Genomic DNA, 20897 nt, shown 5'->3' with positions numbered 1-20897 from the left:
GGCTTTTTTGTTGCCCATATTTAACTCCAGGTTTCTAAGTTCCTTATTCCATGCTCTAACCATTAGGCCCATCATTGATTTAGACATCAGTGGGTTTAAGATATGCACTCATGCCACCACCTTACTATGCGAAAATCGCTTCAGGTCAAAATCGATGATCGCCCGCCCGTCACGGAATATACCGCAGCGACCGTAACGGATAAGCTCTCCACGCTGAACTGCGATCCGAATGTACTTCTCCGCCGTGGTTCGATGCAGGTCAAACATCGCGACGACGTCATTTGTTGTGATGCGCCCATGTTCTTTCACCAGTTCGATAATCCGGTTAATCATCACCGTTCGCTCTTCATGAGTTTTTGGTCGTGGCATCGTTGATTCCTCCCACAAGCTCTTTCCATTTTTCTTGAAGCAACAACCGGGCCGCTGCCTCACCATCAGGCGGGAACGAAAATCCCGCGCGGACGCCAGGGCAACCGTTCGAACAGCGGACCTCTGCCGAACCCCAGTTCATTCCCCGACTACGAACCCTCAGTGAAGGAGCCATGCCGCATTGAGGGCATTTCGGTAAATCAGTCATTCCCCAGCCCCTCCAGCAGATGCTTATGGCGGCGCAGCTCGCGAACAGCCCCCTGCAGACGCTGCAGGTTTGACAGCTTCGCTTTTGTCCGACGGATTTCACCGGCGATATAACGGGATGACGGAATAATCAGATCATCTGGGCGGGAAGTGAATGCCGGGATGGTCTCAATAATTTCTGCTGTTGTTTTTTCTGGCTGCGCAGCTTGTGCTGTAACGCCTGCGGCCTCGTCGGTTACAGGCAGAGACCATGTCACGCCCTTCCCCTTCCCATTTTTGATAACCACGCCCTGGCGCTCAAAAGACAGCATTACTGAGACCATGCCGCGGGCATTACGATTTACAGCTGCAGCCAGCGCCGCAGTGGTCATAGCGCCGCTCTTTCCAAGCAACTTGCGGATAGCCACAGCATCAACCGGTGCTGGTTCATCACCTTTCAGGCGCGGAGCCTGATGTGCTGGCACCGCTGCCTGCGGTTTGGTCGGCTGCCTGGCCTGCTCTTTCACGGTACCGAGAGACCATGCCCCATCGTAAAAATCACATAAACCCTGTTCTTTCTGCTCGCGCAGCATGTTCAGCGCTTCAACGGGCTCGATTTCCAGACGGGCAGCAACCTCGCGATATGTCGCTTTTTTCATGGCTTTCAGTGCATCAAGTACGGTTTCCATAAATATTCTCCTGATAAAATTCAGTTAGATCAGACCCTGAAGCCCGCTTTTGCCGCGGCCTCAATGTCGTTTTTGTAATATTCATCGTCAAAGGAACTGCGCATCACTCCACTGGGAGCGACAGGTGCCAGTTTCAGTACCAGGTCATCCCATTTTTCACGCAACTTCGCCGGGCTTAGCACGTTTCGGCACCAGAACGGGTCGCTCTGGACTCGCTTGAACATGTCGCAAATCTGGCGGTGTGTGCGCCCGTCGATAGTGCGCATCAGCCGGATCTCGTTTGCCCATGCGTTCCAGTTTGGTTCTCTGGGGCGAGCAACTTCACCATCGGTTTCGGCTGCCTGTTCATACAGAGTTCGGATCCTGGAAAATATCCAGCTTGCGCATTGATGATCTTCTGGTGTGCCCCATTTTTTCGTGGCCGGTATTTTTTTGGCTGAATCTTCGCCGTCTGGAGATTCGCCAGAATTTCCAGACGAAGAGATCTGTTTTAATGATGGATCTGTAGTTACTGACGGATCGTGTCCAGATTCTGAACCCTGAGAACCCTGTTTATTCGCGTTTTCTGAACGTTCGGGATTTGAACGTTCAGAACCTGAATGTTCAGAATCTGAATCATCAGGGTTGGCTAACCCCTTGTTTAATGGGTGTCCAGATTTTGAACGTTCAGAATCTGAACTCTGAAAATATGCTGCCGCCGTGCGTAATTTTTCAGCATTCAGCGTGTATAAATTAGTGCCGCTGCGCTGGCCGTTTCGACGTTCGGTACGGGTTAACCATCCGTCTGCCTCAAGCTGGGTTATCGCAGTTATCACGGTGCTGCGCCCGGCCCCAAGCTGGCGGGCAATGGTGGCAACAGACGGCCAGCACACCCCCTCATCCGAGCTAAAATCGGCCAGGCGAGCCATAACCAGCAGTTTTATGCCCTTGACACCCTGTGCGGCACAACCGTCCCACACCCAGGAAGATAATTTCACGCTCACGACTTCACCTCAGTGAACTTAATTTCAAACTCTCGGCGCCCTGTTTCACTGACGCCGGTGTGCCCCTCCCGGCGATATGACACGCGGAGCTGGGATGCACGTAAAACAGTCACCATGCGCCCGCGTTCGTCGCGGTACCGCTTCCCTGGAATGATTTCACCGCGGCGATCCACTGGCTCCTGAGCGGGTCGGTTATTCATCGCATTTTTCATGCGCTCTGCCAGTGCGCTCGCTAATTCCTGAGAAGTACGCATAGTTGCCTCCAGAATGTTATGCAGCCCGATGGCTGTTCATGATTTGAACCTTTACGCCCACCAGCTGCGCCAGCGCGTCTATCGCTTCCAGAGTCTCGCGGCGGATTACCGGTTGCGGTTTCCCAGTGAATACCGCGTTGGTGGCTTCGATACACTCTTTGTTAACCCTGGCAGCCCGGTAGAGCATGCAGTCTTTCTGCTCCAGTTCGTTATCAATGGCGGTGCGGATGGCATAGCTCAGGGCTTCGGCCTGTTTCAGGTAGTTAGGCGTATCGTTGCGGAATGCACGCTGGATAATCTGCTTGTTGTTGTGCAGTCGGCGCGCGTACTCGTCTGAGTCCGTCACGTTATCCAGTGGCTGAAGCAGATCGCCAAAGTGATGCGGGGTTATCAGCTGTGTAACCGTCTTCCAGCCCTTTTCCTGAGCCCAGGACTCCAGCTCACATGCTAGTTTTTTGATTTCCATCAGTCAGACTCCTTTGAATCTTTTGGGTTATCTTTGTGCTCATACAAAACTGAGTCGTACTTCAATGCACCACCCGTTATCTTTTCCAGTCGCGCGGCTCGTCGTTCAGGGACCAACTCCCCCCATTCACTGACAGAGGATCGAGCAATGTTGAGAGCTCTCGCCACATTGGCTTTTTTCCCAAAGTGTTTTATTACATCTTCGGTTTTCATTGGGTTCTCCTTGGTAAGTTTTCCTAACTTTATATGTTAAGGAAACAAGAGTCAATGCGCGTTAGGATTTCCGAACTATGAAAACGATCGGTCAGCGTATAAAAGAGCGACGCTCTGCCTTGAAATATACCCAGCGCAGCCTAGGTAAACAGGCTGGGGTTGCCCATGTCACAATCTCTCAGTGGGAACGTGATGAAACCTCACCGAGAGGCGATAACCTATTCAAACTAGCTGCAGCACTGAACGTAGAGCCGGGCTGGATTATTAAGGGTGATGAGGGGTATGAACCACCACCAGCCGAATCCTACAGATTGTTATCCCCACAGCAGCATCAGCTTCTAGAGCTCTTCGACAAGCTTCCTAATGCAGAGAAAGAACAACACATCATCAATTTGCGGGATAAGGTCAAGGACTATGATGAAACGTTCAATGACCTCATAAAAACCAAAAGCAAAGAAGAAATCCTGCAGATCCTCAAAAACCTCGACATCAAATAATTTTCACACTCATAGGCCGCTCCAACAGCGGCCTTTTTGCGTTTTCCGCACCCCTCCTGTTAGGTTTTGCTAAATTTATACTTGACGATTTGTTAGGTCTAAATAACAATCAGCGTTATCAAAACTTAACAGCAGTAATCAGTAAACGTTCCGCCTACCCGGCGATAAGGGTGATTAGCCAAGCAAAGCAGCAAACAGGGGTTCGAGATGGAAAAAGCATACGAAGAGTATTTCAACAGTCTGGCGGAGGGTGAAGAAGCACTGAGCTATTCCGAGTTCGTACAGGCAGTTTCTTGAATGTGGCGTAAGCCAAAGGCTTGAAGGCGGTTTTCTCAGGTTGCGCGCTAAAGCATAGCGGGGAGAACCTGGGGCGGAGAGCAAACCCCGCGATGCAGGACTTGAAATAACTGCACAGACCAATAAGCCGCATAGCAGCGTAACTGCCCTTTACATCTGCTCTGGCGAGGTGGCGCCGCTGAACCAGGGCAGATGAATCGTCCACAACATGTAAGCGCATTCCTCTTTTCACTGATGGGGATCGGTTTGTTAACTGGCGGAATGCGCTTCCAGTTGTGGGCAATCGAAATTGTAGATGGCTGTTAATAACCTTATAGGGGATTCATTATGACAGACTTTAATCGTCAACCATCGCGGCAACAGGCAGTCCGACTTAACTGGTTTGAAATAAAACTTCGAAAACTTTGTTATTTGCTTGCTCAAAAAGGCAACCCTGAACTCTGAAGGTTAATAGCGTCGATAAAACGCAATAACCTGACTGTCATTTAATTATACACGATTAAAAACCATGCCTTAAACGGCAGGGATTCTCTCAACCTAAAACAAGGTGTCTGAAATGAAATTAGAAGTAACAACCATTGAAATGGGTCTGGCAATAGTAAACAAAGAAATTGCGACATTTAATATTAACGGGATTATTTCAGGCGTGGTTCATTTGCCATCCTCTGGCCCTGTTACCGTTGTGCTTGATGGTGGCTATGTGTTGGGCGAGTTTCATTGTCCAGTATGCGCTGTTAAGCACATTAGCTTGCTGTCTGTGAAGTTCGCCGAAGCACAGAACGCCTGCGGTATGTCCTATTACGATCACAAACGCCAACTACTTAACTGATATGGATGACATCATTTGTCATTGCGCTGTTTGCTGCCGCGAATATAAAAAATCGGAAATGCACGAAAGGAAAACAGACATATATCCATTTAAGCGCACGATTTACTTATGTGAGCAATGCAATGAAAAAAGAGAGAGGCGTGACGCGTTAAAAACTGTAAAACGCGTTATTCGTAAACCATACCGCTAAACATCACCCCCCAAAAGATTTAAGAGGTAATTATGTCTATTGAATTAAAAACTTTCGGCGGTGCTTATTTCCCGAAGGATAAAGCATTAAAAAAACATTCGGATTTAAAACCGCTTGCCACAGCTGTTAATGCGGCCACAAAAACCATTGCTGAAGCCGTTATTTTCGGCAAGCTGGCAGCAGAACATCCAGAACACATTGATGATTTCTTCAAAGTAAAGATCTGGGAACACCGCGAAGGTTTACCGTGCCCTGAGCTTGATGTGTTCTCACCTGATTTTTTCGACACAGTGGCTATCTGGAATGTGAATGCAGGCGAACCAGCTGCGGCACCACAGCCTGAATCTGAAGAAAGGACGGAGTGGGAGAACAATAAGGTACAGGAAGAAATTAAAATCGTTGCGCAGCTCGACCAGGCATCCCGGGCAGCTTGTCTGGCATTGTTCGGCCCGGTCCCTGGAATCACTTCAGCGCAGTACGGCCAGATCGTCGATCTGAAGAATGATGATGAACCCAGCTTTGCCCGCGAGCTGGCCGAAGCACTATCCAAAGAAACACGATCGCTGGCCCTGGCACCGGAACGGCAGGAGCAATTACTCGCCTGGGTACGTGAGAACACAAAAGAATCTGCACAGTGGCCGGACATTAAAAAGCAGATCACTAAATGGATCGATACGCCGATTGATAAGCGACCTCAGCCTGCTAGCACTAACACCGAAGAAAACCGCACGGACACTGACTCCACTCTGGGCGGAGGAAACAAGACAGACCGTAGCCCGGTTCTGGCACACAACCTGTCTACGCTGAAGATCGAGGTTGCTGTTGCGATTCTGGGCATGTACGACGAGATCGATATTTACGGGATCCCGAATAGATTATTTATTCCGGCGAAAGCCATGGCCGAAGCAGAACAGGACCCCCGCTTTACTGCATGGTGGAAAAAACTGCGCGGCACCCCCGGTATTCTGGATTATTCCCGGGCAGCCATCATCGCCTTGATTAAATCGGCTCCGGAAGAACTCTGGATAGATCCTGTCGCGCTGCGCGAGTACATCAATCGCGAGTTGGTTGAATTTGACCACGCGCACCCAGATCAGAAAACGGTTGATGCGGCTTGCCGCCCAAAATCCCGCGCCACCTCTGAGGTAAACGAAAATGATAAAGCCAAACCGCCTGTACTTGGCGAAACTCAGCCACCAGCAGTTTGCCCTGCCAAAGCTGCGCAGCTCGACAAAGAACTCAATGAGGCATTCGCTCAGAGCTCAGCGCCAGTGCAGGAGCCCACGGACCAGCCGAAAGTTGAGAACCTGGGCGGAGGCGTCTTTTCTGTCGATGCACTGATAAATACCGCCCCCTCAAATGAAGTCGAAAAACAGGAAGTGCCACCAGCGCTAAGTGTTCGCGAGATTGAAATCGCCCATGCATTACACGAGCTGATGTCCGGGCGCACAAACATCGGTGACCAGGATGATATCGAAAATCTCATCACCACCACAGGTAAAGACATCAAGCATATTTTCCCGTTGCTGATTGCAGATATCACCACGACTGAACTCTGTCTGTCGCCTGATTTCAGTGATGAAGAAGTACAGGACGTTGCTACTACGATTCTTGAGCAGTGGTCTGACGATATCAGCGTTCGTCAGAAAATAGCGCTTGATGCGATCGTGGAATACCGCCGCCCGGCACCACCAAAATCTGTCGTGCTCGATCCGCCGGCAGTTACTGCAAAGCCGGATGCCGAGCCCGAACCGGTGGCTGAAACAAACGCGCCGCTTTCATTGATTACCTACCAGCAACAGCTGACCATTGCAGCGTTGCAGGGGTTATGTTCCAACCCGGCATATTGCAATCAGTATGAGGAATTACCGGCTATGGCCGCCGGGCTTGCCCGCAGCGTGATCAACCATCAGGAAGGTCTCAGTGCGTCTGATTAACCGTAGCAAGGGAGACAGCATCGGCGGGCCAGCATGCGCCGCCGCGCTCAAATGCCATTTTGAGAAATATGGCGAGCATGGTCGCAGCGACAAACAGACGTTTTACACCATCAGGATCCAGGGGAGAAAAATTACGGTTGAGGTTGTAAACCGCCCACGTAGTTACGTGGCCACGGCAATGACCCGGGCCCGACATCTGCAATGTCTCCCAGGGCTTGGCCGGTGATTTTTGGCAATCAATATACTATCTGCCGCTACGGTATCGTGGCGGTGTCATGGAGTTAAGCATGGCGCAAATCATTTTTGATGAAGAGTGGATGGTGGCGGGAAGGCTGACTGAGAAAACGGGGCTGGATGACAGGCAAATAAAAGCTTATCGCCTCGGAAGCTGGATTGAAGGGGTTCATTTTAAGCGAGTACCCGCGGTACCCGGTGGAGAAAGCAAACGCGCTTTGGTCTGGTACAACTTTCCGCTGATTAATAGATTTATTCAGGAAGCATGATGAACTTTCCAACCGGCGTTGAACTTCATAACGGAAAAATCAGAATCACGTTTACCTATCGCGGCATTCGCTGCCGCGAAGTTCTCCGTGGCTGGGTGGTTAACAGCAGCAACATCAAGAAGGCGGGAAACCTTCGCGCCGTCATCGTGAGTGAGATCCAGTTCGGCCAGTTCGACTACGCGGCGCGGTTCCCTGAATCAAAGGCTCTTAAAAAATTCTCATCAATAAAGCGGATCACGACATTTAAAGAGCTGAGCGATTTTTTCATTGATACAAAGGCACTGGAGGTCTCGGGGGCTACGCTGCATTCACTCACATCTGCCGTTAACACACTGAAACGTGTTGTGGGAGAAAATACTCCCCTGGCTGATATTCAGCACGCCGATATTCTGAATTACCGCAAAGAGCTGCTGACCGGCAGCGTATTAAACCCTTCAATGCCTAACCTGGTTAAAAAGGGACGCGCGCCCTCAACAGTCAATAAACAGATGGCGGTTTTATCAGAAATGCTGAAGCTTGCGAATCGAAGTCAGTTTATATTACACGCTCCTTATGAGGGCGTATCCCGGCTCAAGCTATCTAAGGCAGACCCCGATCCGCTTCTACTTCATGAGTACCAGGCACTGATTGCCGCCCTTCCCCGTAAACTGGCTTTGATCATCATTGTAGCCGTCCACACGGGAATGAGGCCCGGCGAGATCTGTGCCCTGGCGTGGGAGGATATCGATCTGAGAAAAGGTGAAATTCACGTATCAAGAAGCCTGACGAACAAGCGGGTGTTTGTGCCCCCTAAAACAGATGCTGGTATACGAACGATCACCCTGCTTAAGCCTGCACATGATGCGCTGCTGGAGCAGTTCGAAATCACAGGCAATAACCCAAGGCAGCAGATCATTTTCCATCACCGGGAAATCGGCAAAACAGAGCCACAAAATCTGCGGTTTGTGTTTTCCCCTGAAAAGAAATCTTCAGTGAATGAGAGCTTTTTTTCCAAAAACTCGATTTCGTATGGATGGAAACGGGGCACTAAACTTTCGGGAATACGTGAGAGAAATCCTTATCAGTCCCGACACACATACGCCTGCTGGACGCTTATGGCCGGTGCTAACCCTTCCTTTATCGCCAGCCAGATGGGCCATGAGGATGCGCGCATGGTGTATGAGGTTTATTCGAAGTGGATCGGCGATATGAACCAGGACCAGGTCAACATGCTGAACAACCAGATGCCGACAGCTTTGCCCCCAGGACGCCCCCAAGGTATTGGGAGTATTAAAAAAGTCATTTAATTTCATGACGCTGGTTTCAAACTCCATAATCAGCGTTAAACTATTCATACCAATTATTTAGGGAGAAGAGATGATGCGCGTACTGGTTGTTGAGGATAACGCATTGCTACGTCATCACCTGAAGGTTCAGCTTCAGGAGATGGGACATCAGGTGGACGATGCTGAAGATGCAAAAGAAGCCGATTATTATCTCAATGAACACCTGCCGGATATCGCCATTGTCGATTTAGGGTTGCCTGACGAAGACGGTCTGTCGTTAATTCGCCGCTGGCGCAGCCACGATGTCTCCCTGCCGGTTCTGGTTCTGACCGCCCGTGAAGGCTGGCAGGATAAGGTTGAAGTGCTCAGCGCGGGTGCGGATGATTACGTCACCAAGCCGTTCCATATTGAAGAGGTGGCGGCCCGCATGCAGGCGCTGTTACGTCGCAACAGCGGGCTGGCGTCTCAGGTTATTTCCATCCCGCCTTTCCAGGTCGATCTCTCCCGCCGGGAATTATCCATCAATGATGAAGTGATCAAGCTCACCGCCTTCGAATACACCATTATGGAAACGCTGATCCGTAACAATGGCAAAGTGGTGAGCAAAGATTCCTTAATGCTCCAGCTCTATCCTGATGCTGAGCTGCGCGAGAGCCATACTATTGACGTGTTGATGGGACGTTTACGTAAGAAAATTCAGGCGCAATATCCGCAGGATGTGATTACTACCGTCCGTGGCCAGGGCTACCTGTTCGAATTACGCTAAATGAGACGGATCTTGCGCCATATTTTGCCCCTCTCGCTGCGGGTGCGCTTTTTACTGGCAACGGCAGCCGTCGTGCTGGTGCTGTCGCTCTCCTACGGCATGGTGGCCCTGGTGGGCTACAGCGTCAGCTTTGATAAAACCACCTTTCGCCTGCTGCGTGGCGAAAGCAACCTGTTTTATACCCTGGCGAAGTGGGAAAACAATAAAATCATCGTCGAAATGCCGGAAAACCTCAATCAGCAGAGTCCCACGCTGGCCCTGATTTATAACGAAAAGGGGAAGCTACTGTGGGCGCAGCGGGACATCCCGTGGCTGGTCAAAAGCATTCGTCCGGACTGGCTCAAAACCAACGGTTTTCATGAAATTGAAGCCGATCTCAACATCACCAGCTCGCTGATCCGTGAAGATCGCTCCCTGCAGCAAAAGCTGAACGAGATCCGCGCCGACAACGCCGAAACGGAGATGACGCACTCCGTCGCGATTAACCTCTACCCGGCGACGCTGAACATGCCGCAGCTGACCATCGTGGTGATCGACACCATCCCGGTCGAGCTGAAGCGCTCTTATATGGTCTGGAGCTGGTTCATCTACGTTCTGGCTGCGAATCTCCTCCTGGTGATCCCGCTGCTGTGGGTAGCGGCGTGGTGGAGCTTGCGCCCCATTGAATCACTGGCGAAAGAGGTTCGCGAGCTGGAAGAACATCATCGCGAGAAGCTGAACCCGGAAACCACGCGTGAGCTCACCAGCCTGGTGCGTAACCTCAACCGCCTGCTGAAAAGTGAACGCGAACGCTACGATAAATACCGTACCACCCTTACCGACCTGACCCACAGCCTGAAAACCCCGCTGGCCGTGATGCAAAGTACCCTGCGTTCAATGCGCAGTTCGAAGCTGAGCGTTGATGATGCCGAGCCGGTGATGCTGGAACAAATCAGCCGTATTTCCCAGCAAATTGGCTATTATCTGCATCGCGCCAGCATGCGTTCCGGCAGCGCGCTGCTGAGCCGCGAGCTGCATCCGGTAGCGCCGCTTCTGGATAACCTCACGTCCGCCCTCAACAAGGTGTATCAGCGTAAAGGGGTGAACATCAGCCTCGATATCTCGCCAGAGATAAGCTTTGTGGGTGAAAAAAATGACTTCATGGAAGTCATGGGTAACCTGCTGGATAACGCCTGCAAATACTGTCTGGAGTTCGTGGAAGTGTCTGCACGTCAGACGGAAACCGAGCTGCATATCATCGTTGAGGATGATGGCCCGGGGATCCCGCGCAATAAACGTGACGTGGTGTTCGATCGCGGTCAGCGCGCCGATACGCTACGTCCAGGCCAGGGCGTAGGATTAGCCGTCGCGCGCGAGATTGTCGATCAGTACGACGGAAAAATCGAAACCAGCGAAAGCCTGCTGGGCGGCGCCAGAATGGAGGTCATTTTTGGTCGCCAGCAGCCCACATCGAACGATAGTTAACCCGTTATGTGAAAAATGCGAGGATCTCGCAGCCGGGGGGCTGAGCTTCCGTTATAATCCGAGTCAGTAAGAGCCTGCGGAATAAAAAAATTATGGATTATCACTTAACACTTAACTGGCCCGAGTTTATTGAACGTTACTGGCAGAAACGCCCGGTGGTTCTGAAGCGCGGGTTCAGCAACTTTGTCGACCCCATCTCGCCTGACGAACTGGCCGGCCTGGCCATGGAAAACGAAGTCGACAGCCGTCTGGTCAGCCACCAGGACGGGAAATGGCAGGTTAGCCACGGTCCTTTCGAAAGCTACGATCACCTCGGTGAAAACAACTGGTCTCTGCTGGTGCAGGCGGTCAACCACTGGCACGAACCGACGGCAGCCTTAATGCGCCCCTTCCGCGCCCTGCCCGACTGGCGCATGGACGATCTGATGATCTCCTTCTCCGTTCCTGGCGGTGGCGTCGGTCCGCATCTGGACCAGTACGACGTGTTTATTATTCAGGGTACGGGCCGCCGCCGCTGGCGCGTGGGCGAAAAAGTGCCAATGAAGCAGCACTGCCCGCATCCGGACCTGCTTCAGGTTGACCCGTTTGAAGGGATTATCGACGAAGAGCTGGAGCCGGGTGACATTCTCTACATTCCGCCGGGATTCCCTCACGAGGGCTACTCGCTGGAAAACTCACTCAACTACTCCGTAGGATTCCGCGCGCCAAGCGGCCGCGAGATGATCAGCGGATTTGCCGACTACGTTCTGCAACGCGAGCTGGGCAGCTATCGTTACAGCGACCCTGATGTGCCTGCGCGCGAGCATCCGGCCGATATCCTGCCCGCAGAGCTGGATAAGCTGCGCGGCATGATGCTGGATCTGATTAACGAGCCGGAGCACTTCAAACAGTGGTTTGGCGAGTTTATCAGCCAGTCGCGTCACGAGCTGGACGTTGCGCCACCGGAGCCGCCGTATCAGGCTGACGAGATTTATGATGCGCTCCAGCAGGGCGATAAGCTGGTACGTCTGGGCGGATTACGCGTGCTGCGCATTGGTGAGGACGTGTTCGTCAACGGCGAGAAGCTGGACTCACCGCACCGTCCGGCGCTGGAAGCCATTGCCAGCCATCTGGTGCTGACTGCCGACACCTTTGGTGATGCGCTGGAAGACCCATCCTTCCTCGCGATGCTTGCCGCGCTGGTCAACAGCGGGTACTGGTTCTTTGAGGACTGAGTCGCTGTAATGCCCGGTGGCGCTTCGCCACCGGGCTTTTTCTTACCGCTTCGCGGTCAACTCCGCGATCCGCACAATCACCTTCACCGCCTTTTCCATCCCTTCGAGCGTCACAAACTCATGCTTGCCGTGGTAGTTATAGCCACCGGTAAACAGGTTCGGGCACGGCAGCCCCATAAACGACAGCTGAGAACCGTCGGTGCCGCCGCGAATCGGCTTCAGCTGCGGTTCAATATCGCAGTCGCGCATCGCCTGCTGGGCGATATCGAGAATATGCGGATGCGCCATCACCTTCTCGCGCATGTTGTAATAGCTGTCTTCGATGATGAGTTCAATGTAGCAATCAGGGTGTAATCCTTTACCCACCTTCTTGGCGATCTCCATCATCTTACGCTTGCGCGCCTCAAAGGCTTTGCGTTCGAAATCGCGAATGATGTAGTGCATCTGCGCGCTGTCCACGGTGCCTTTGATGCTGGTCAGGTGATAGAAACCTTCATACCCTTCGGTCTGTTCAGGGCTCTCTTCCGCCGGGACTTCCGCATGAATTCTGGATGCCAGCGACAGCGCGTTCACCATGACGCCTTTCGCCGAACGGGGGTGAACGTTATTGCCGACAATTTTGATCGTGACGGACGCGGCATTGAAGTTTTCATACTCCAGTTCACCGACGCCGCCGCCGTCAACGGTATAGGCCCACTGCGCGTTAAAGGCCTCCACGTCGAAGTGCTTCGCCCCCTTGCCGACCTCTTCGTCCGGCGTAAAGGCCACGCGGATATCCCCGTGCGGAATGTTTTTATCCTTCAGCACCGCCAGCGCGGTCATGATTTCGGCAATGCCCGCTTTATCATCCGCCCCCAGCAGCGTTTTGCCGTCGGTGGTGATCAGCGTCTGGCCCAGCAGCTGGTGCAGCACCGGGAACATGACGGGCGAGAGCACTTCGTCGCCAATGCCCAGCGCAATGTCGCCGCCGCGGTAGTTTTCCACAATCTGCGGGTTCACATGTTTACCGCTAAAATCCGGAGAGGTGTCGACATGAGAGATAAAGCCAATCGCCGGAATGTCACCCGGGACATTCGCCGGCAGCGTTCCCATCACAGTGCCTTTCTCGCTTAACGTGACGTTGACCAGCCCCATGGCGTCAAGCTGCTCTTTGAGCAGATTTAATAACTTCCACTGGCCTTCGGTGCTCGGCACCTGGCGAACACCCGGCTTAGATTGGGTATCCAGCGAAACGTACTGTAAAAAACGCTCAAGTAATTTATCCATGCAGTCACCCTCACTTTTTGTGACAACATTATCAATAAGCATCAAAACGCAAATATTGCGTCAGGTCACTTTTATCCCGCAAACGAGAATATTTTCCGTTTATATCGTTATGCGTTAGTAAATGTAGCTTATGAATCAGTGACAAGGATTGGCGATTGCAGAGGATTGCCGTAGAATGTCCGCCCTCATTACGAGTCACCAAGGTGGTTACACACAAACCCCGCTTCAGTCTGCTGCCTGAGGCGTCTATATGGGACAGCGCAAAAATTGAATACACAAACCCGTTCACCGCTGGTGAAACTGGAACGAATTCGTAAAAGTTTTGATGGCAAAGACGTCATTTCCGACCTCACTCTCACCATCAATGACGGTGAGTTTCTGACGCTGCTTGGCCCCTCCGGCTGCGGCAAAACAACCGTACTGCGCCTTATCGCCGGGCTGGAAAGCGTCGATAACGGCCATATCCATCTTGAGAACCAGGACATCACCCGGGTTCCCGCCGAAGACCGCCACGTCAACACTGTCTTTCAGAGCTATGCCCTCTTCCCGCACATGACCGTGTTTGAAAACGTGGCGTTTGGCCTGCGGATGCAAAAAACCCCGGCGAATGATATCGAACCGCGCGTTACCGACGCCCTGCGCATGGTGCAGCTTGAGACGTTTGCTCAGCGTAAACCCCATCAGCTTTCCGGCGGCCAGCAGCAGCGCGTGGCCATCGCCCGCGCCGTGGTCAACAAGCCGCGTCTGCTCCTGCTGGATGAATCCCTCTCGGCGCTGGATTACAAGCTGCGCAAGCAGATGCAGAATGAGCTCAAAGCCCTGCAGCGCAAGCTCGGCATTACCTTTGTCTTCGTCACCCACGATCAGGAAGAGGCCCTGACCATGTCCGACCGCATCGTGGTGATGCGCGACGGCAAAATCGAGCAGGACGGCACGCCGCGTGAAATCTACGAAGAGCCGAAGAATCTGTTTGTCGCCAGCTTTATTGGCGAGATCAATATCTTCGACGCCACGGTGATTGAGCGTCTGGACGACCAGCGCGTGCGCGCCAGCGTCGAAGGACGCGAGTGCAATATCACGGTAAATTTCCCCGTCGAAAAGGGACAAAAGCTCAACGTTCTGCTGCGCCCGGAAGATCTGCGCGTCGATGAAATTCACGGCAATACCGAGGCCGAAGGGTTAATCGGCTATATACGCGAGCGCAACTACAAAGGGATGACGCTGGAGTCTGTCGTCGAGCTGGAGAACGGCAAAATGGTGATGGTTAGCGAGTTCTTTAACGAGGACGACCCTGACTTCGACCACTCTCTCGACCAGAAAATGGTTATCAACTGGGTAGAAAGCTGGGAGGTTGTGCTGGCTGATGAAGAACACAAGTAAATTCCAGAATGTGGTGATTGCCACGATCGTCGGTTGGCTTGTGTTGTTTGTCTTTTTACCCAACCTGATGATCATTGCCACCAGCTTCCTGACCCGCGACGACGCAAGCTTCGTTTCGCTGGTCTTTACGCTGGACAACTACGCGCGCCTGCTCGATCCGCTCTATTTTGACGTGCTGCTGCACTCGCTCAATATGGCGCTGATTGCCACTATTGCCTGCCTGGTACTGGGATATCCCTTCGCGTGGTTCCTCGCGGGCCTGCCGCAAAAGGTGCGCCCCCTGCTGCTGTTTTTACTGATTGTTCCCTTCTGGACGAACTCGCTCATCCGTATTTATGGTCTGAAGATTTTCCTCAGCACAAAGGGTTACCTGAATGAGTTTCTGCTGTGGCTGGGGGTGATTGATACGCCGATACGCATCATGTTTACCCCGAGCGCGGTGATTGTCGGCCTGGTCTATATCCTGCTGCCGTTTATGGTGATGCCGCTCTACTCCAGCATTGAGAAGCTGGATAAACCGCTGCTGGAAGCGGCAAAAGATCTGGGTGCCAGTAAGCTGCAGACCTTTATCCGTATCATTATTCCGCTGACGATGCCCGGTATTATTGCGGGCTGTTTGCTGGTGATGCTCCCGGCTATGGGCTTGTTCTACGTTTCTGACCTGATGGGCGGGGCGAAAAATCTGCTGATCGGTAACGTGATCAAGAGCCAGTTCCTGAACATTCGCGACTGGCCGTTCGGGTCCGCCACCAGCATCACGCTGACGGTGGTGATGGGTCTGATGCTGCTGGTCTACTGGCGCGCCTCACGGCTGCTGAATAAAAAGGTGGAACTCGAATGATCGGTCGACTGCTTCGCGGCGGTTTTATGACCGCCATTTACGCTTACCTGTATATCCCGATCATTATTTTGATCGTGAACTCGTTTAACAGCTCGCGCTTTGGGATTAACTGGCAGGGCTTTACCACCGACTGGTACAGCCTGCTGATGAACAATGACAGCCTGCTGCAGGCCGCTCAGCACTCTCTGACGATGGCGATCTTCTCCGCCACCTTCGCCACGCTGATTGGCTCGCTCACCGCCGTAGCGCTCTATCGCTATCGCTTTCGCGGTAAGCCGTTCGTCAGCGGCATGCTGTTTGTGGTGATGATGTCACCGGACATCGTGATGGCCATTTCGCTGCTGGTGCTGTTTATGCTGCTGGGCGTTCAGCTTGGCTTCTGGTCGCTGCTGTTTTCCCATATCACCTTCTGCCTGCCGTTTGTGGTGGTGACCGTCTTCGCGCGCCTGAAAGGGTTCGACGTACGCATGCTGGAGGCGGCGAAAGATCTTGGCGCCAGCGAGATGACCATCCTGCGCAAAATCATCCTGCCGCTGGCGATGCCCGCCGTGGCGGCCGGATGGCTGCTTAGCTTCACCCTGTCGATGGATGACGTGGTCGTGTCCTCCTTCGTGACCGGGCCGAGCTATGAAATTCTGCCGTTGAAGATCTATTCGATGGTGAAAGTCGGCGTCTCACCGGAGGTGAACGCGCTGGCGACCATTCTGCTGGTGTTTTCGCTGGTTCTGGTGATCGCCAGCCAGGTTATTGCTCGTGATAAAACAAAATCTCAGGGGACAATGAAATGAAAAAAATGCTCGCCGCTGCGGCGCTGGTGCTTGGCATGGGTGCCGCGCACGCTGATGACAGCAAAACGCTCTACTTCTACAACTGGACCGAGTATGTGCCGCCGGGCCTGCTGGAGCAGTTCACCAAAGAGACGGGCATCAAGGTGATCTACTCGACCTACGAGTCGAATGAAACCATGTATGCCAAGCTCAAAACCTACAAAGACGGCGCGTACGATCTGGTGGTTCCTTCCACCTACTTTGTCGACAAAATGCGCAAAGAGGGCATGATCCAGAAGATCGATAAAACAAAGCTAACTCATTTTTCAAACCTCGATCCGGAGATGCTCAACAAGCCGTTCGACCCGAATAACGACTACTCCATTCCGTATATCTGGGGGGCAACCGCGATTGGCGTTAACAGCGAGGCCGTCGATCCGAAAACGGTGACGAGCTGGGCCGACCTGTGGAAACCGGAGTACAAAGGCAGCCTGTTGTTAACCGACGACGCGCGTGAAGTGTTCCAGGTGGCGCTGCGCAAGCTGGGCTACTCGGGCAACACGACGGATCCAAAAGAGATTGAAGCGGCGTATACCGAGCTGAAAAAGCTGATGCCTAACGTGGCGGCGTTCAACTCTGATAACCCGGCTAACCCGTATATGGAAGGCGAAGTGAATCTGGGGATGGTGTGGAACGGCTCCGCGTATGTGGCCCGCCAGGCCGGTACGCCGCTTGAGGTGGTCTGGCCGAAAGAGGGCGGGATCTTCTGGATGGATAGTCTGTCGATTCCGGCCAACGCGAAAAACGTTGAAGGGGCGCTGAAGCTGATTAACTTCCTGCTGCGCCCGGACGTAGCGAAACAGGTTGCCGAGACGATTGGCTACCCGACGCCAAACCTCGCGGCACGCAAGCTGCTGAAGCCGGAAGTGGCTAACGATAAATCGCTCTACCCGGATGCTGAAACCATCAGCAAAGGTGAATGGCAGAACGATGTCGGTGACGCCAGCCGCCTCTACGAAGAGTATTATCAGAAATTAAAAGCGGGCCGATAAACGGTATCGCGTTCTTCCTCGCGCCGTCTGTACGACGTGAGGAAGGATTAACTGACCGCATTCTCTCCTGCCCAGATCGTCGCCTTTCTCATCGCCTCCACCACCTCCTCATCCGACAGACCCAGCGCCTGACGAACCCGGGTCGCCTCGTCCCACTGCTGCTGTTCATAGTAACGGCAAAGGCTCACCATATCGGCTAGCCGTCCCTCCTGGTCGCACAGCGCATTGCTCACGCTCTGCGGCACCGCAATTTGCTTCATTAACTCTGCCATCGGCAGCTCAAGGAGGGTATCGAGCAGAGAAAACAGGCCGCACATGAACGCATTTTCAGCCAGCGCCGGTTCTTTCATCGTCTCAGCTATCAGTTCACAGAACTTACCGCGCATCATACTCAACGGGTAAAGCTCGCTGACGGTATCATTGCCCGCACTGGCGAGGACCACGACGGCAACAAACCGCCTCAGCTGGTTTTCCCCGAGGTATCTGAGCACCTCGCTCAGGGTTAACTTGCTGAAATTACAGGCGCCCACATGCTTAAACGCCGTATGCTTCATGTAGCGCATGATTTTATAAGAGAGCGTGAGATCGGTTTTTATCAACGACTCGACGATCCGAAAATCAGGCTTATTGCGTCCGACCTCCATTTGCAGCCTAAAAATCGCCAGCTGATTTTGCGACAGCCGTTTATATTTAATGACCTCCGGACGGCAGAAAAAATAACCCTGAAACAGCGAGAATCCCTCCTCCTTGTATTGGTTGAATTCCTCTTTAGTCTCAATTTTTTCAGCAAGATATTTAATATGTCCGGTCAGGTGTTTACGCGCTTTCAGATACGCTTTAATTTGCGCTAAGGTGTAATTTCTGACGTCGAATTTCAGGATTGAAATATAGGGTAAAAATGCATCCCATTCTGGTGCAAGGGTAAAATCATCAAGCGCAAACTGATAGCCATGCGCATTCATCTCCCTGACGGCCTGCAGCAGCTCGGCCCCTGGCACAGCATCTTCAAGGATCTCAATGACCACGCTCTCTTTATCCAGCGCTTCACCACTGCGGTCAATGACCATTCGCGACGGGAAATTAATAAACGACGTATGCGCCCCGGCGATGCGCTGGGACGGCACGCATAAAAACTGATCGGATATCATTCTGGACGTGGCATATTCCGCCGACACATCCGGAAAACGATTTGTCATCCCGTCTCTGAAGAGCAGCTCATAGGCCACCGTCTTCATCTCAGGGTTAAAAATGGGTTGTCGCGCGATAAATCCGTACATATCCCATCCTCCTCTACCACTTTATATTTATTAGCATCCTCTTTCTACACCACGATAACGAGCATTATCGAGCGCTATTTTGATTGAATGCACAAAATAAAAGCATCCACACTAATTAACGGGATTTACTATTCTGGAATTTAAATTAAATATACCCGGCCCTCTACAGAAAGAAGGAAATATATCCGATAAGGAATATGTGCCTGCCCGACACGCACAACATTACGGGAGATGAGAATGAAAGACGCCATGGTCCGAAGATCTAAAATAAGAGTCAAGACGTTGATGCTATTGTCCATTTTCCTCACCGTGACGGTGGGCTTTACGGCAACGATCGGGTTTATGATGTGGCAGTGGATGGCGCAGCAGGAGGTGCTGGCCAAAAAACATATCCGCCAGATTGCCGAGGTGCAAGCTTTACAGGTCAGCAAACAGCTGGATTCTGCCCTGACTGCCGCCCGGGACATGGGCAACAGCGCGCTGGCGCTGCGCGAGGCGGGGGTATTCGATCGCCAGAGCCTGAACCAGCTACTCATCCACTATCTGTCGGCTCACCCGTCGTTTCTCTCCATGTCGATGGCCTTTGAGCCCAACGCGTTTGACGATAAAGATGCCGCCTTTGCCGGTCAGAGCGGTGAAGATCCTGCCGGGCGCTACGCCCGCTACGTCGACCGCGATGCCACCGGCAAACCGGCGTTGCACCTGCTGACGGACATCGAAACGCCCGGCAGCGGTGATTATTATCTGCTGCCGAAACAGCGGCATAAAGATGTGATCATCGAACCCTATATTTACCCCTACAACGGCGTGGACGTGATGCTCACCTCGATTGCCGCACCCATCATGCGTGACGGCCAGTTTCTGGGCTCGGTCACCTCTGACTTCTCGCTCGCCACGCTGCAGTCCACGATAGGCGCAATTAAACCGTGGAACGGTACAGGCTACGGCCTCCTCCTGTCTGCGGGCAATAACGTGGTGTCCAGCCCGGACAAACGGGCTGCAGGCAAGCCTTACGCGGGTCAGATTGCCGGTCATGACGTCACCCGGGTAAACGATCCGCTGCTGAAGGAAGAGGTGTTTATCACCTGGCAGGACATCGCCGTCGGCAACAGCCAGACGCCGTGGAAACTGGCTATTATCACCCCGGTCAGCGAAGTGATGGCCGAAGCGCGCGCATTTTTACTGAAAGCCATCGTCCTGATGGTGTTAAGCATCGTTGCGGTCAGCCTGGTGATGGCCCAGATCTTTACCCGCAAGGTTGACCGTCCGGTGGGGGGAGAACCTTCCGAGGCCGCCGGTATTGCCCTTGCCGTCGCCCGGGGGGAGCTGAACAACACCATCCCGGTGCGTTCCGGGGATACCCACAGCATTTTTTATGCCCTGCACACCATGCAGACGCAGCTCAAGCGCATCGTCGGCAACATCAGCGAAGCCAGCCATTCGGTGCACGGCGGGACCAGCGAAATTTCGGCGGGCAACCTTGATCTCGCCTCGCGAACCGAAGAACAGGCGGCGGCGATTGTTGAAACAGCTGCCAGCATGGAAGAGATTTCGGTTACGGTGAAGAATAACGCCGACAACGCCCACAAGGCCACCACGCTGACCGATCGCGCCGCGAGCCTCGCCGGGCATGGCGAAACGCTGGTGAACGACGTAGTCGTGGTGATTGGGGAGATTGACGAGAGCGCGCGTAAGATCGGTGAGATTAACAGCATCGTCGATGGCATCGCCTTCCAGACCAATATCCTGGCGCTAAATGCGGCCGTTGAAGCGGCGCGTGCAGGCGAACAGGGACGCGGTTTCGCGGTAGTCGCAGGTGAAGTGCGCAACCTTGCCCAGCGAAGCGCTAACGCGGCCAAAGAAATTTCCCAGCTGATTGCCGAGTCCTCAGGCCGCGTCAGCAAAGGCGTTGAGCTGGTCAATGAGACCGGCGTAATGATGAAACAGGTGATTGAGGCGGTGTCGCACGTGCATCTGGTCATCAACGACATTGTTCAGGCGCTGGACGAGCAGAACCGCGGGATTAGCCAGGTCAGCACTGCCGTTAACCAGATGGACAGCACCACCCAGCAGAACGCCTCTCTGGTTCAGCAGATCTCAGCGGCGGCGCTCTCGCTGGACGAGCAGGCTAAATCGCTGGAGAAGACGCTGGCGTTCTTTCATTCTTAAATAAAAAGGCACCCGTCCAGCGGG

Annotated in this window: 22 protein-coding genes; 14 read left to right on the top strand and 8 right to left on the bottom strand. The window is 53.1% G+C overall.

The genetic code is table 11. The features are described 5' to 3' along the window. Positions 1–108: 108 nt before the first annotated feature. The 6 genes from AC0TN7_RS20050 to AC0TN7_RS20025 form a co-directional block, all read right to left on the bottom strand. Positions 109–369, bottom strand: a complete 261-nt coding sequence (locus tag AC0TN7_RS20050) for a DUF977 family protein (protein ID WP_257246975.1) — start codon at positions 367–369, stop codon at positions 109–111. Between the two features lie 200 nt (positions 370–569). Continuing rightward, positions 570–1244 (bottom strand): DUF1627 domain-containing protein, encoded by a 675-nt coding sequence (locus AC0TN7_RS20045; protein WP_267216697.1) that lies wholly within the window; start codon positions 1242–1244, stop codon positions 570–572. A 29-nt stretch (positions 1245–1273) separates the two neighbouring features. Next, positions 1274–2227: a helix-turn-helix domain-containing protein gene (locus AC0TN7_RS20040; protein WP_267216698.1), complete on the bottom strand. Its 954-nt coding sequence runs from the start codon at positions 2225–2227 to the stop codon at positions 1274–1276. Then, a complete protein-coding gene (locus AC0TN7_RS20035; RefSeq protein ID WP_020884636.1) occupies positions 2224–2481 on the bottom strand; it encodes a DUF4222 domain-containing protein in 258 nt (85 codons plus the stop codon). Before AC0TN7_RS20035 ends, AC0TN7_RS20040 begins: the two co-directional genes overlap by 4 nt. Positions 2482–2497: 16 nt before the next feature. Further along, a complete protein-coding gene (locus tag AC0TN7_RS20030) occupies positions 2498–2947 on the bottom strand; it encodes a hypothetical protein (protein ID WP_251109331.1) in 450 nt (149 codons plus the stop codon). Then, positions 2947–3159, bottom strand: coding sequence for a Cro/CI family transcriptional regulator (locus AC0TN7_RS20025; protein ID WP_047749228.1), 213 nt, complete (start codon positions 3157–3159; stop codon positions 2947–2949). The genes AC0TN7_RS20030 and AC0TN7_RS20025 overlap by 1 nt, the downstream gene beginning before the upstream one ends. A gap of 77 nt (positions 3160–3236) precedes the next feature. Here AC0TN7_RS20025 and AC0TN7_RS20020 point away from each other — a divergent pair, with 77 nt between their 5' ends. The 9 genes from AC0TN7_RS20020 to AC0TN7_RS19980 all read left to right on the top strand — a co-directional run bounded on the left by AC0TN7_RS20020 (position 3237) and on the right by AC0TN7_RS19980 (position 12121). Next, positions 3237–3656: a helix-turn-helix domain-containing protein gene (locus tag AC0TN7_RS20020; RefSeq protein ID WP_047749229.1), complete on the top strand. Its 420-nt coding sequence runs from the start codon at positions 3237–3239 to the stop codon at positions 3654–3656. A gap of 853 nt (positions 3657–4509) precedes the next feature. Further along, positions 4510–4782 (top strand): hypothetical protein, encoded by a 273-nt coding sequence (locus tag AC0TN7_RS20015; protein ID WP_063430333.1) that lies wholly within the window; start codon positions 4510–4512, stop codon positions 4780–4782. A gap of 222 nt (positions 4783–5004) precedes the next feature. Continuing rightward, positions 5005–6909, top strand: a complete 1905-nt coding sequence (locus tag AC0TN7_RS20010; RefSeq protein ID WP_473702371.1) for an exodeoxyribonuclease VIII — start codon at positions 5005–5007, stop codon at positions 6907–6909. Then, positions 6896–7135, top strand: coding sequence for a DUF4060 family protein (locus AC0TN7_RS20005; protein ID WP_059364144.1), 240 nt, complete (start codon positions 6896–6898; stop codon positions 7133–7135). Before AC0TN7_RS20010 ends, AC0TN7_RS20005 begins: the two co-directional genes overlap by 14 nt. A gap of 61 nt (positions 7136–7196) precedes the next feature. Beyond that, positions 7197–7412, top strand: a complete 216-nt coding sequence (xisR, locus tag AC0TN7_RS20000; protein WP_023343778.1) for an excisionase family protein — start codon at positions 7197–7199, stop codon at positions 7410–7412. Then, entirely contained in the window at positions 7412–8698 is a 1287-nt protein-coding gene (locus tag AC0TN7_RS19995; protein ID WP_248164009.1) for a site-specific integrase, read from the top strand. The genes xisR and AC0TN7_RS19995 overlap by 1 nt, the downstream gene beginning before the upstream one ends. Positions 8699–8771: 73 nt before the next feature. Beyond that, entirely contained in the window at positions 8772–9443 is a 672-nt protein-coding gene (gene phoP, locus AC0TN7_RS19990; RefSeq protein WP_024908594.1) for a two-component system response regulator PhoP, read from the top strand. Continuing rightward, the gene (gene phoQ, locus AC0TN7_RS19985; protein ID WP_473702370.1) at positions 9444–10907 is read left to right on the top strand and encodes a two-component system sensor histidine kinase PhoQ; all 1464 of its coding nucleotides are present in this window, start codon (positions 9444–9446) and stop codon (positions 10905–10907) included. A 92-nt stretch (positions 10908–10999) separates the two neighbouring features. Beyond that, entirely contained in the window at positions 11000–12121 is a 1122-nt protein-coding gene (locus tag AC0TN7_RS19980) for a ribosomal protein uL16 3-hydroxylase (RefSeq protein WP_024908596.1), read from the top strand. Between the two features lie 42 nt (positions 12122–12163). Here the strand turns inward: AC0TN7_RS19980 and pepT are convergent, their stop codons facing one another. Continuing rightward, a complete protein-coding gene (gene pepT, locus AC0TN7_RS19975) occupies positions 12164–13387 on the bottom strand; it encodes a peptidase T (protein WP_473702369.1) in 1224 nt (407 codons plus the stop codon). A 237-nt stretch (positions 13388–13624) separates the two neighbouring features. On the opposite strand from pepT, the gene potA reads away from it, so the two are divergent. Genes potA through potD form a run of 4 tightly spaced genes read left to right on the top strand, consistent with a single transcriptional unit; the run spans position 13625 to position 17427 of the window. After that, positions 13625–14767, top strand: coding sequence for a spermidine/putrescine ABC transporter ATP-binding protein PotA (gene potA / locus AC0TN7_RS19970; RefSeq protein ID WP_417927696.1), 1143 nt, complete (start codon positions 13625–13627; stop codon positions 14765–14767). Further along, positions 14751–15608: a spermidine/putrescine ABC transporter permease PotB gene (potB, locus tag AC0TN7_RS19965; RefSeq protein WP_417927222.1), complete on the top strand. Its 858-nt coding sequence runs from the start codon at positions 14751–14753 to the stop codon at positions 15606–15608. Before potA ends, potB begins: the two co-directional genes overlap by 17 nt. After that, positions 15605–16396, top strand: coding sequence for a spermidine/putrescine ABC transporter permease PotC (potC, locus tag AC0TN7_RS19960; RefSeq protein ID WP_008500765.1), 792 nt, complete (start codon positions 15605–15607; stop codon positions 16394–16396). The genes potB and potC overlap by 4 nt, the downstream gene beginning before the upstream one ends. Beyond that, the gene (gene potD, locus AC0TN7_RS19955) at positions 16393–17427 is read left to right on the top strand and encodes a spermidine/putrescine ABC transporter substrate-binding protein PotD (RefSeq protein WP_024908601.1); all 1035 of its coding nucleotides are present in this window, start codon (positions 16393–16395) and stop codon (positions 17425–17427) included. Before potC ends, potD begins: the two co-directional genes overlap by 4 nt. A gap of 47 nt (positions 17428–17474) precedes the next feature. Here the strand turns inward: potD and AC0TN7_RS19950 are convergent, their stop codons facing one another. Next, complete coding sequence (locus tag AC0TN7_RS19950; RefSeq protein WP_024908602.1) at positions 17475–18704, bottom strand: EAL and HDOD domain-containing protein; 1230 nt, start codon at positions 18702–18704, stop codon at positions 17475–17477. A 237-nt stretch (positions 18705–18941) separates the two neighbouring features. On the opposite strand from AC0TN7_RS19950, the gene AC0TN7_RS19945 reads away from it, so the two are divergent. Further along, positions 18942–20873 carry a methyl-accepting chemotaxis protein gene (locus AC0TN7_RS19945; protein ID WP_473702368.1) on the top strand — a complete coding sequence of 644 codons (1932 nt, stop codon included), beginning with the start codon at positions 18942–18944 and terminating at the stop codon, positions 20871–20873. The last annotated feature ends 24 nt before the right edge of the window (positions 20874–20897 follow it).

Source organism: Enterobacter sp. PL_is511, from assembly GCF_055816065.1.
The sequence above is the reverse complement of the archived record's forward strand: the minus strand, read 5'-3'. Positions and strand labels throughout refer to the sequence as shown.

Bases quoted from the DNA above. Each gene is read 5' to 3' on its own strand.
- AC0TN7_RS20030 (WP_251109331.1), bottom strand. From the start codon at position 2,947: ATGGAAATCAAAAAACTAGCATGTGAGCTGGAGTCCTGGGCTCAGGAA.
- AC0TN7_RS20010 (WP_473702371.1), top strand. From the start codon at position 5,005: ATGTCTATTGAATTAAAAACTTTCGGCGGTGCTTATTTCCCGAAGGAT.
- AC0TN7_RS20025 (WP_047749228.1), bottom strand. From the start codon at position 3,159: ATGAAAACCGAAGATGTAATAAAACACTTTGGGAAAAAAGCCAATGTG.
- AC0TN7_RS19995 (WP_248164009.1), top strand. From the start codon at position 7,412: ATGAACTTTCCAACCGGCGTTGAACTTCATAACGGAAAAATCAGAATC.
- potB (WP_417927222.1), top strand. From the start codon at position 14,751: ATGAAGAACACAAGTAAATTCCAGAATGTGGTGATTGCCACGATCGTC.
- AC0TN7_RS20015 (WP_063430333.1), top strand. From the start codon at position 4,510: ATGAAATTAGAAGTAACAACCATTGAAATGGGTCTGGCAATAGTAAAC.
- AC0TN7_RS20050 (WP_257246975.1), bottom strand. From the start codon at position 369: ATGCCACGACCAAAAACTCATGAAGAGCGAACGGTGATGATTAACCGG.
- xisR (WP_023343778.1), top strand. From the start codon at position 7,197: ATGGCGCAAATCATTTTTGATGAAGAGTGGATGGTGGCGGGAAGGCTG.
- AC0TN7_RS20020 (WP_047749229.1), top strand. From the start codon at position 3,237: ATGAAAACGATCGGTCAGCGTATAAAAGAGCGACGCTCTGCCTTGAAA.
- AC0TN7_RS19945 (WP_473702368.1), top strand. From the start codon at position 18,942: ATGAAAGACGCCATGGTCCGAAGATCTAAAATAAGAGTCAAGACGTTG.
- phoQ (WP_473702370.1), top strand. From the start codon at position 9,444: ATGAGACGGATCTTGCGCCATATTTTGCCCCTCTCGCTGCGGGTGCGC.
- potC (WP_008500765.1), top strand. From the start codon at position 15,605: ATGATCGGTCGACTGCTTCGCGGCGGTTTTATGACCGCCATTTACGCT.
- AC0TN7_RS19980 (WP_024908596.1), top strand. From the start codon at position 11,000: ATGGATTATCACTTAACACTTAACTGGCCCGAGTTTATTGAACGTTAC.
- potD (WP_024908601.1), top strand. From the start codon at position 16,393: ATGAAAAAAATGCTCGCCGCTGCGGCGCTGGTGCTTGGCATGGGTGCC.
- AC0TN7_RS20035 (WP_020884636.1), bottom strand. From the start codon at position 2,481: ATGCGTACTTCTCAGGAATTAGCGAGCGCACTGGCAGAGCGCATGAAA.
- AC0TN7_RS19950 (WP_024908602.1), bottom strand. From the start codon at position 18,704: ATGTACGGATTTATCGCGCGACAACCCATTTTTAACCCTGAGATGAAG.
- AC0TN7_RS20045 (WP_267216697.1), bottom strand. From the start codon at position 1,244: ATGGAAACCGTACTTGATGCACTGAAAGCCATGAAAAAAGCGACATAT.
- phoP (WP_024908594.1), top strand. From the start codon at position 8,772: ATGCGCGTACTGGTTGTTGAGGATAACGCATTGCTACGTCATCACCTG.
- pepT (WP_473702369.1), bottom strand. From the start codon at position 13,387: ATGGATAAATTACTTGAGCGTTTTTTACAGTACGTTTCGCTGGATACC.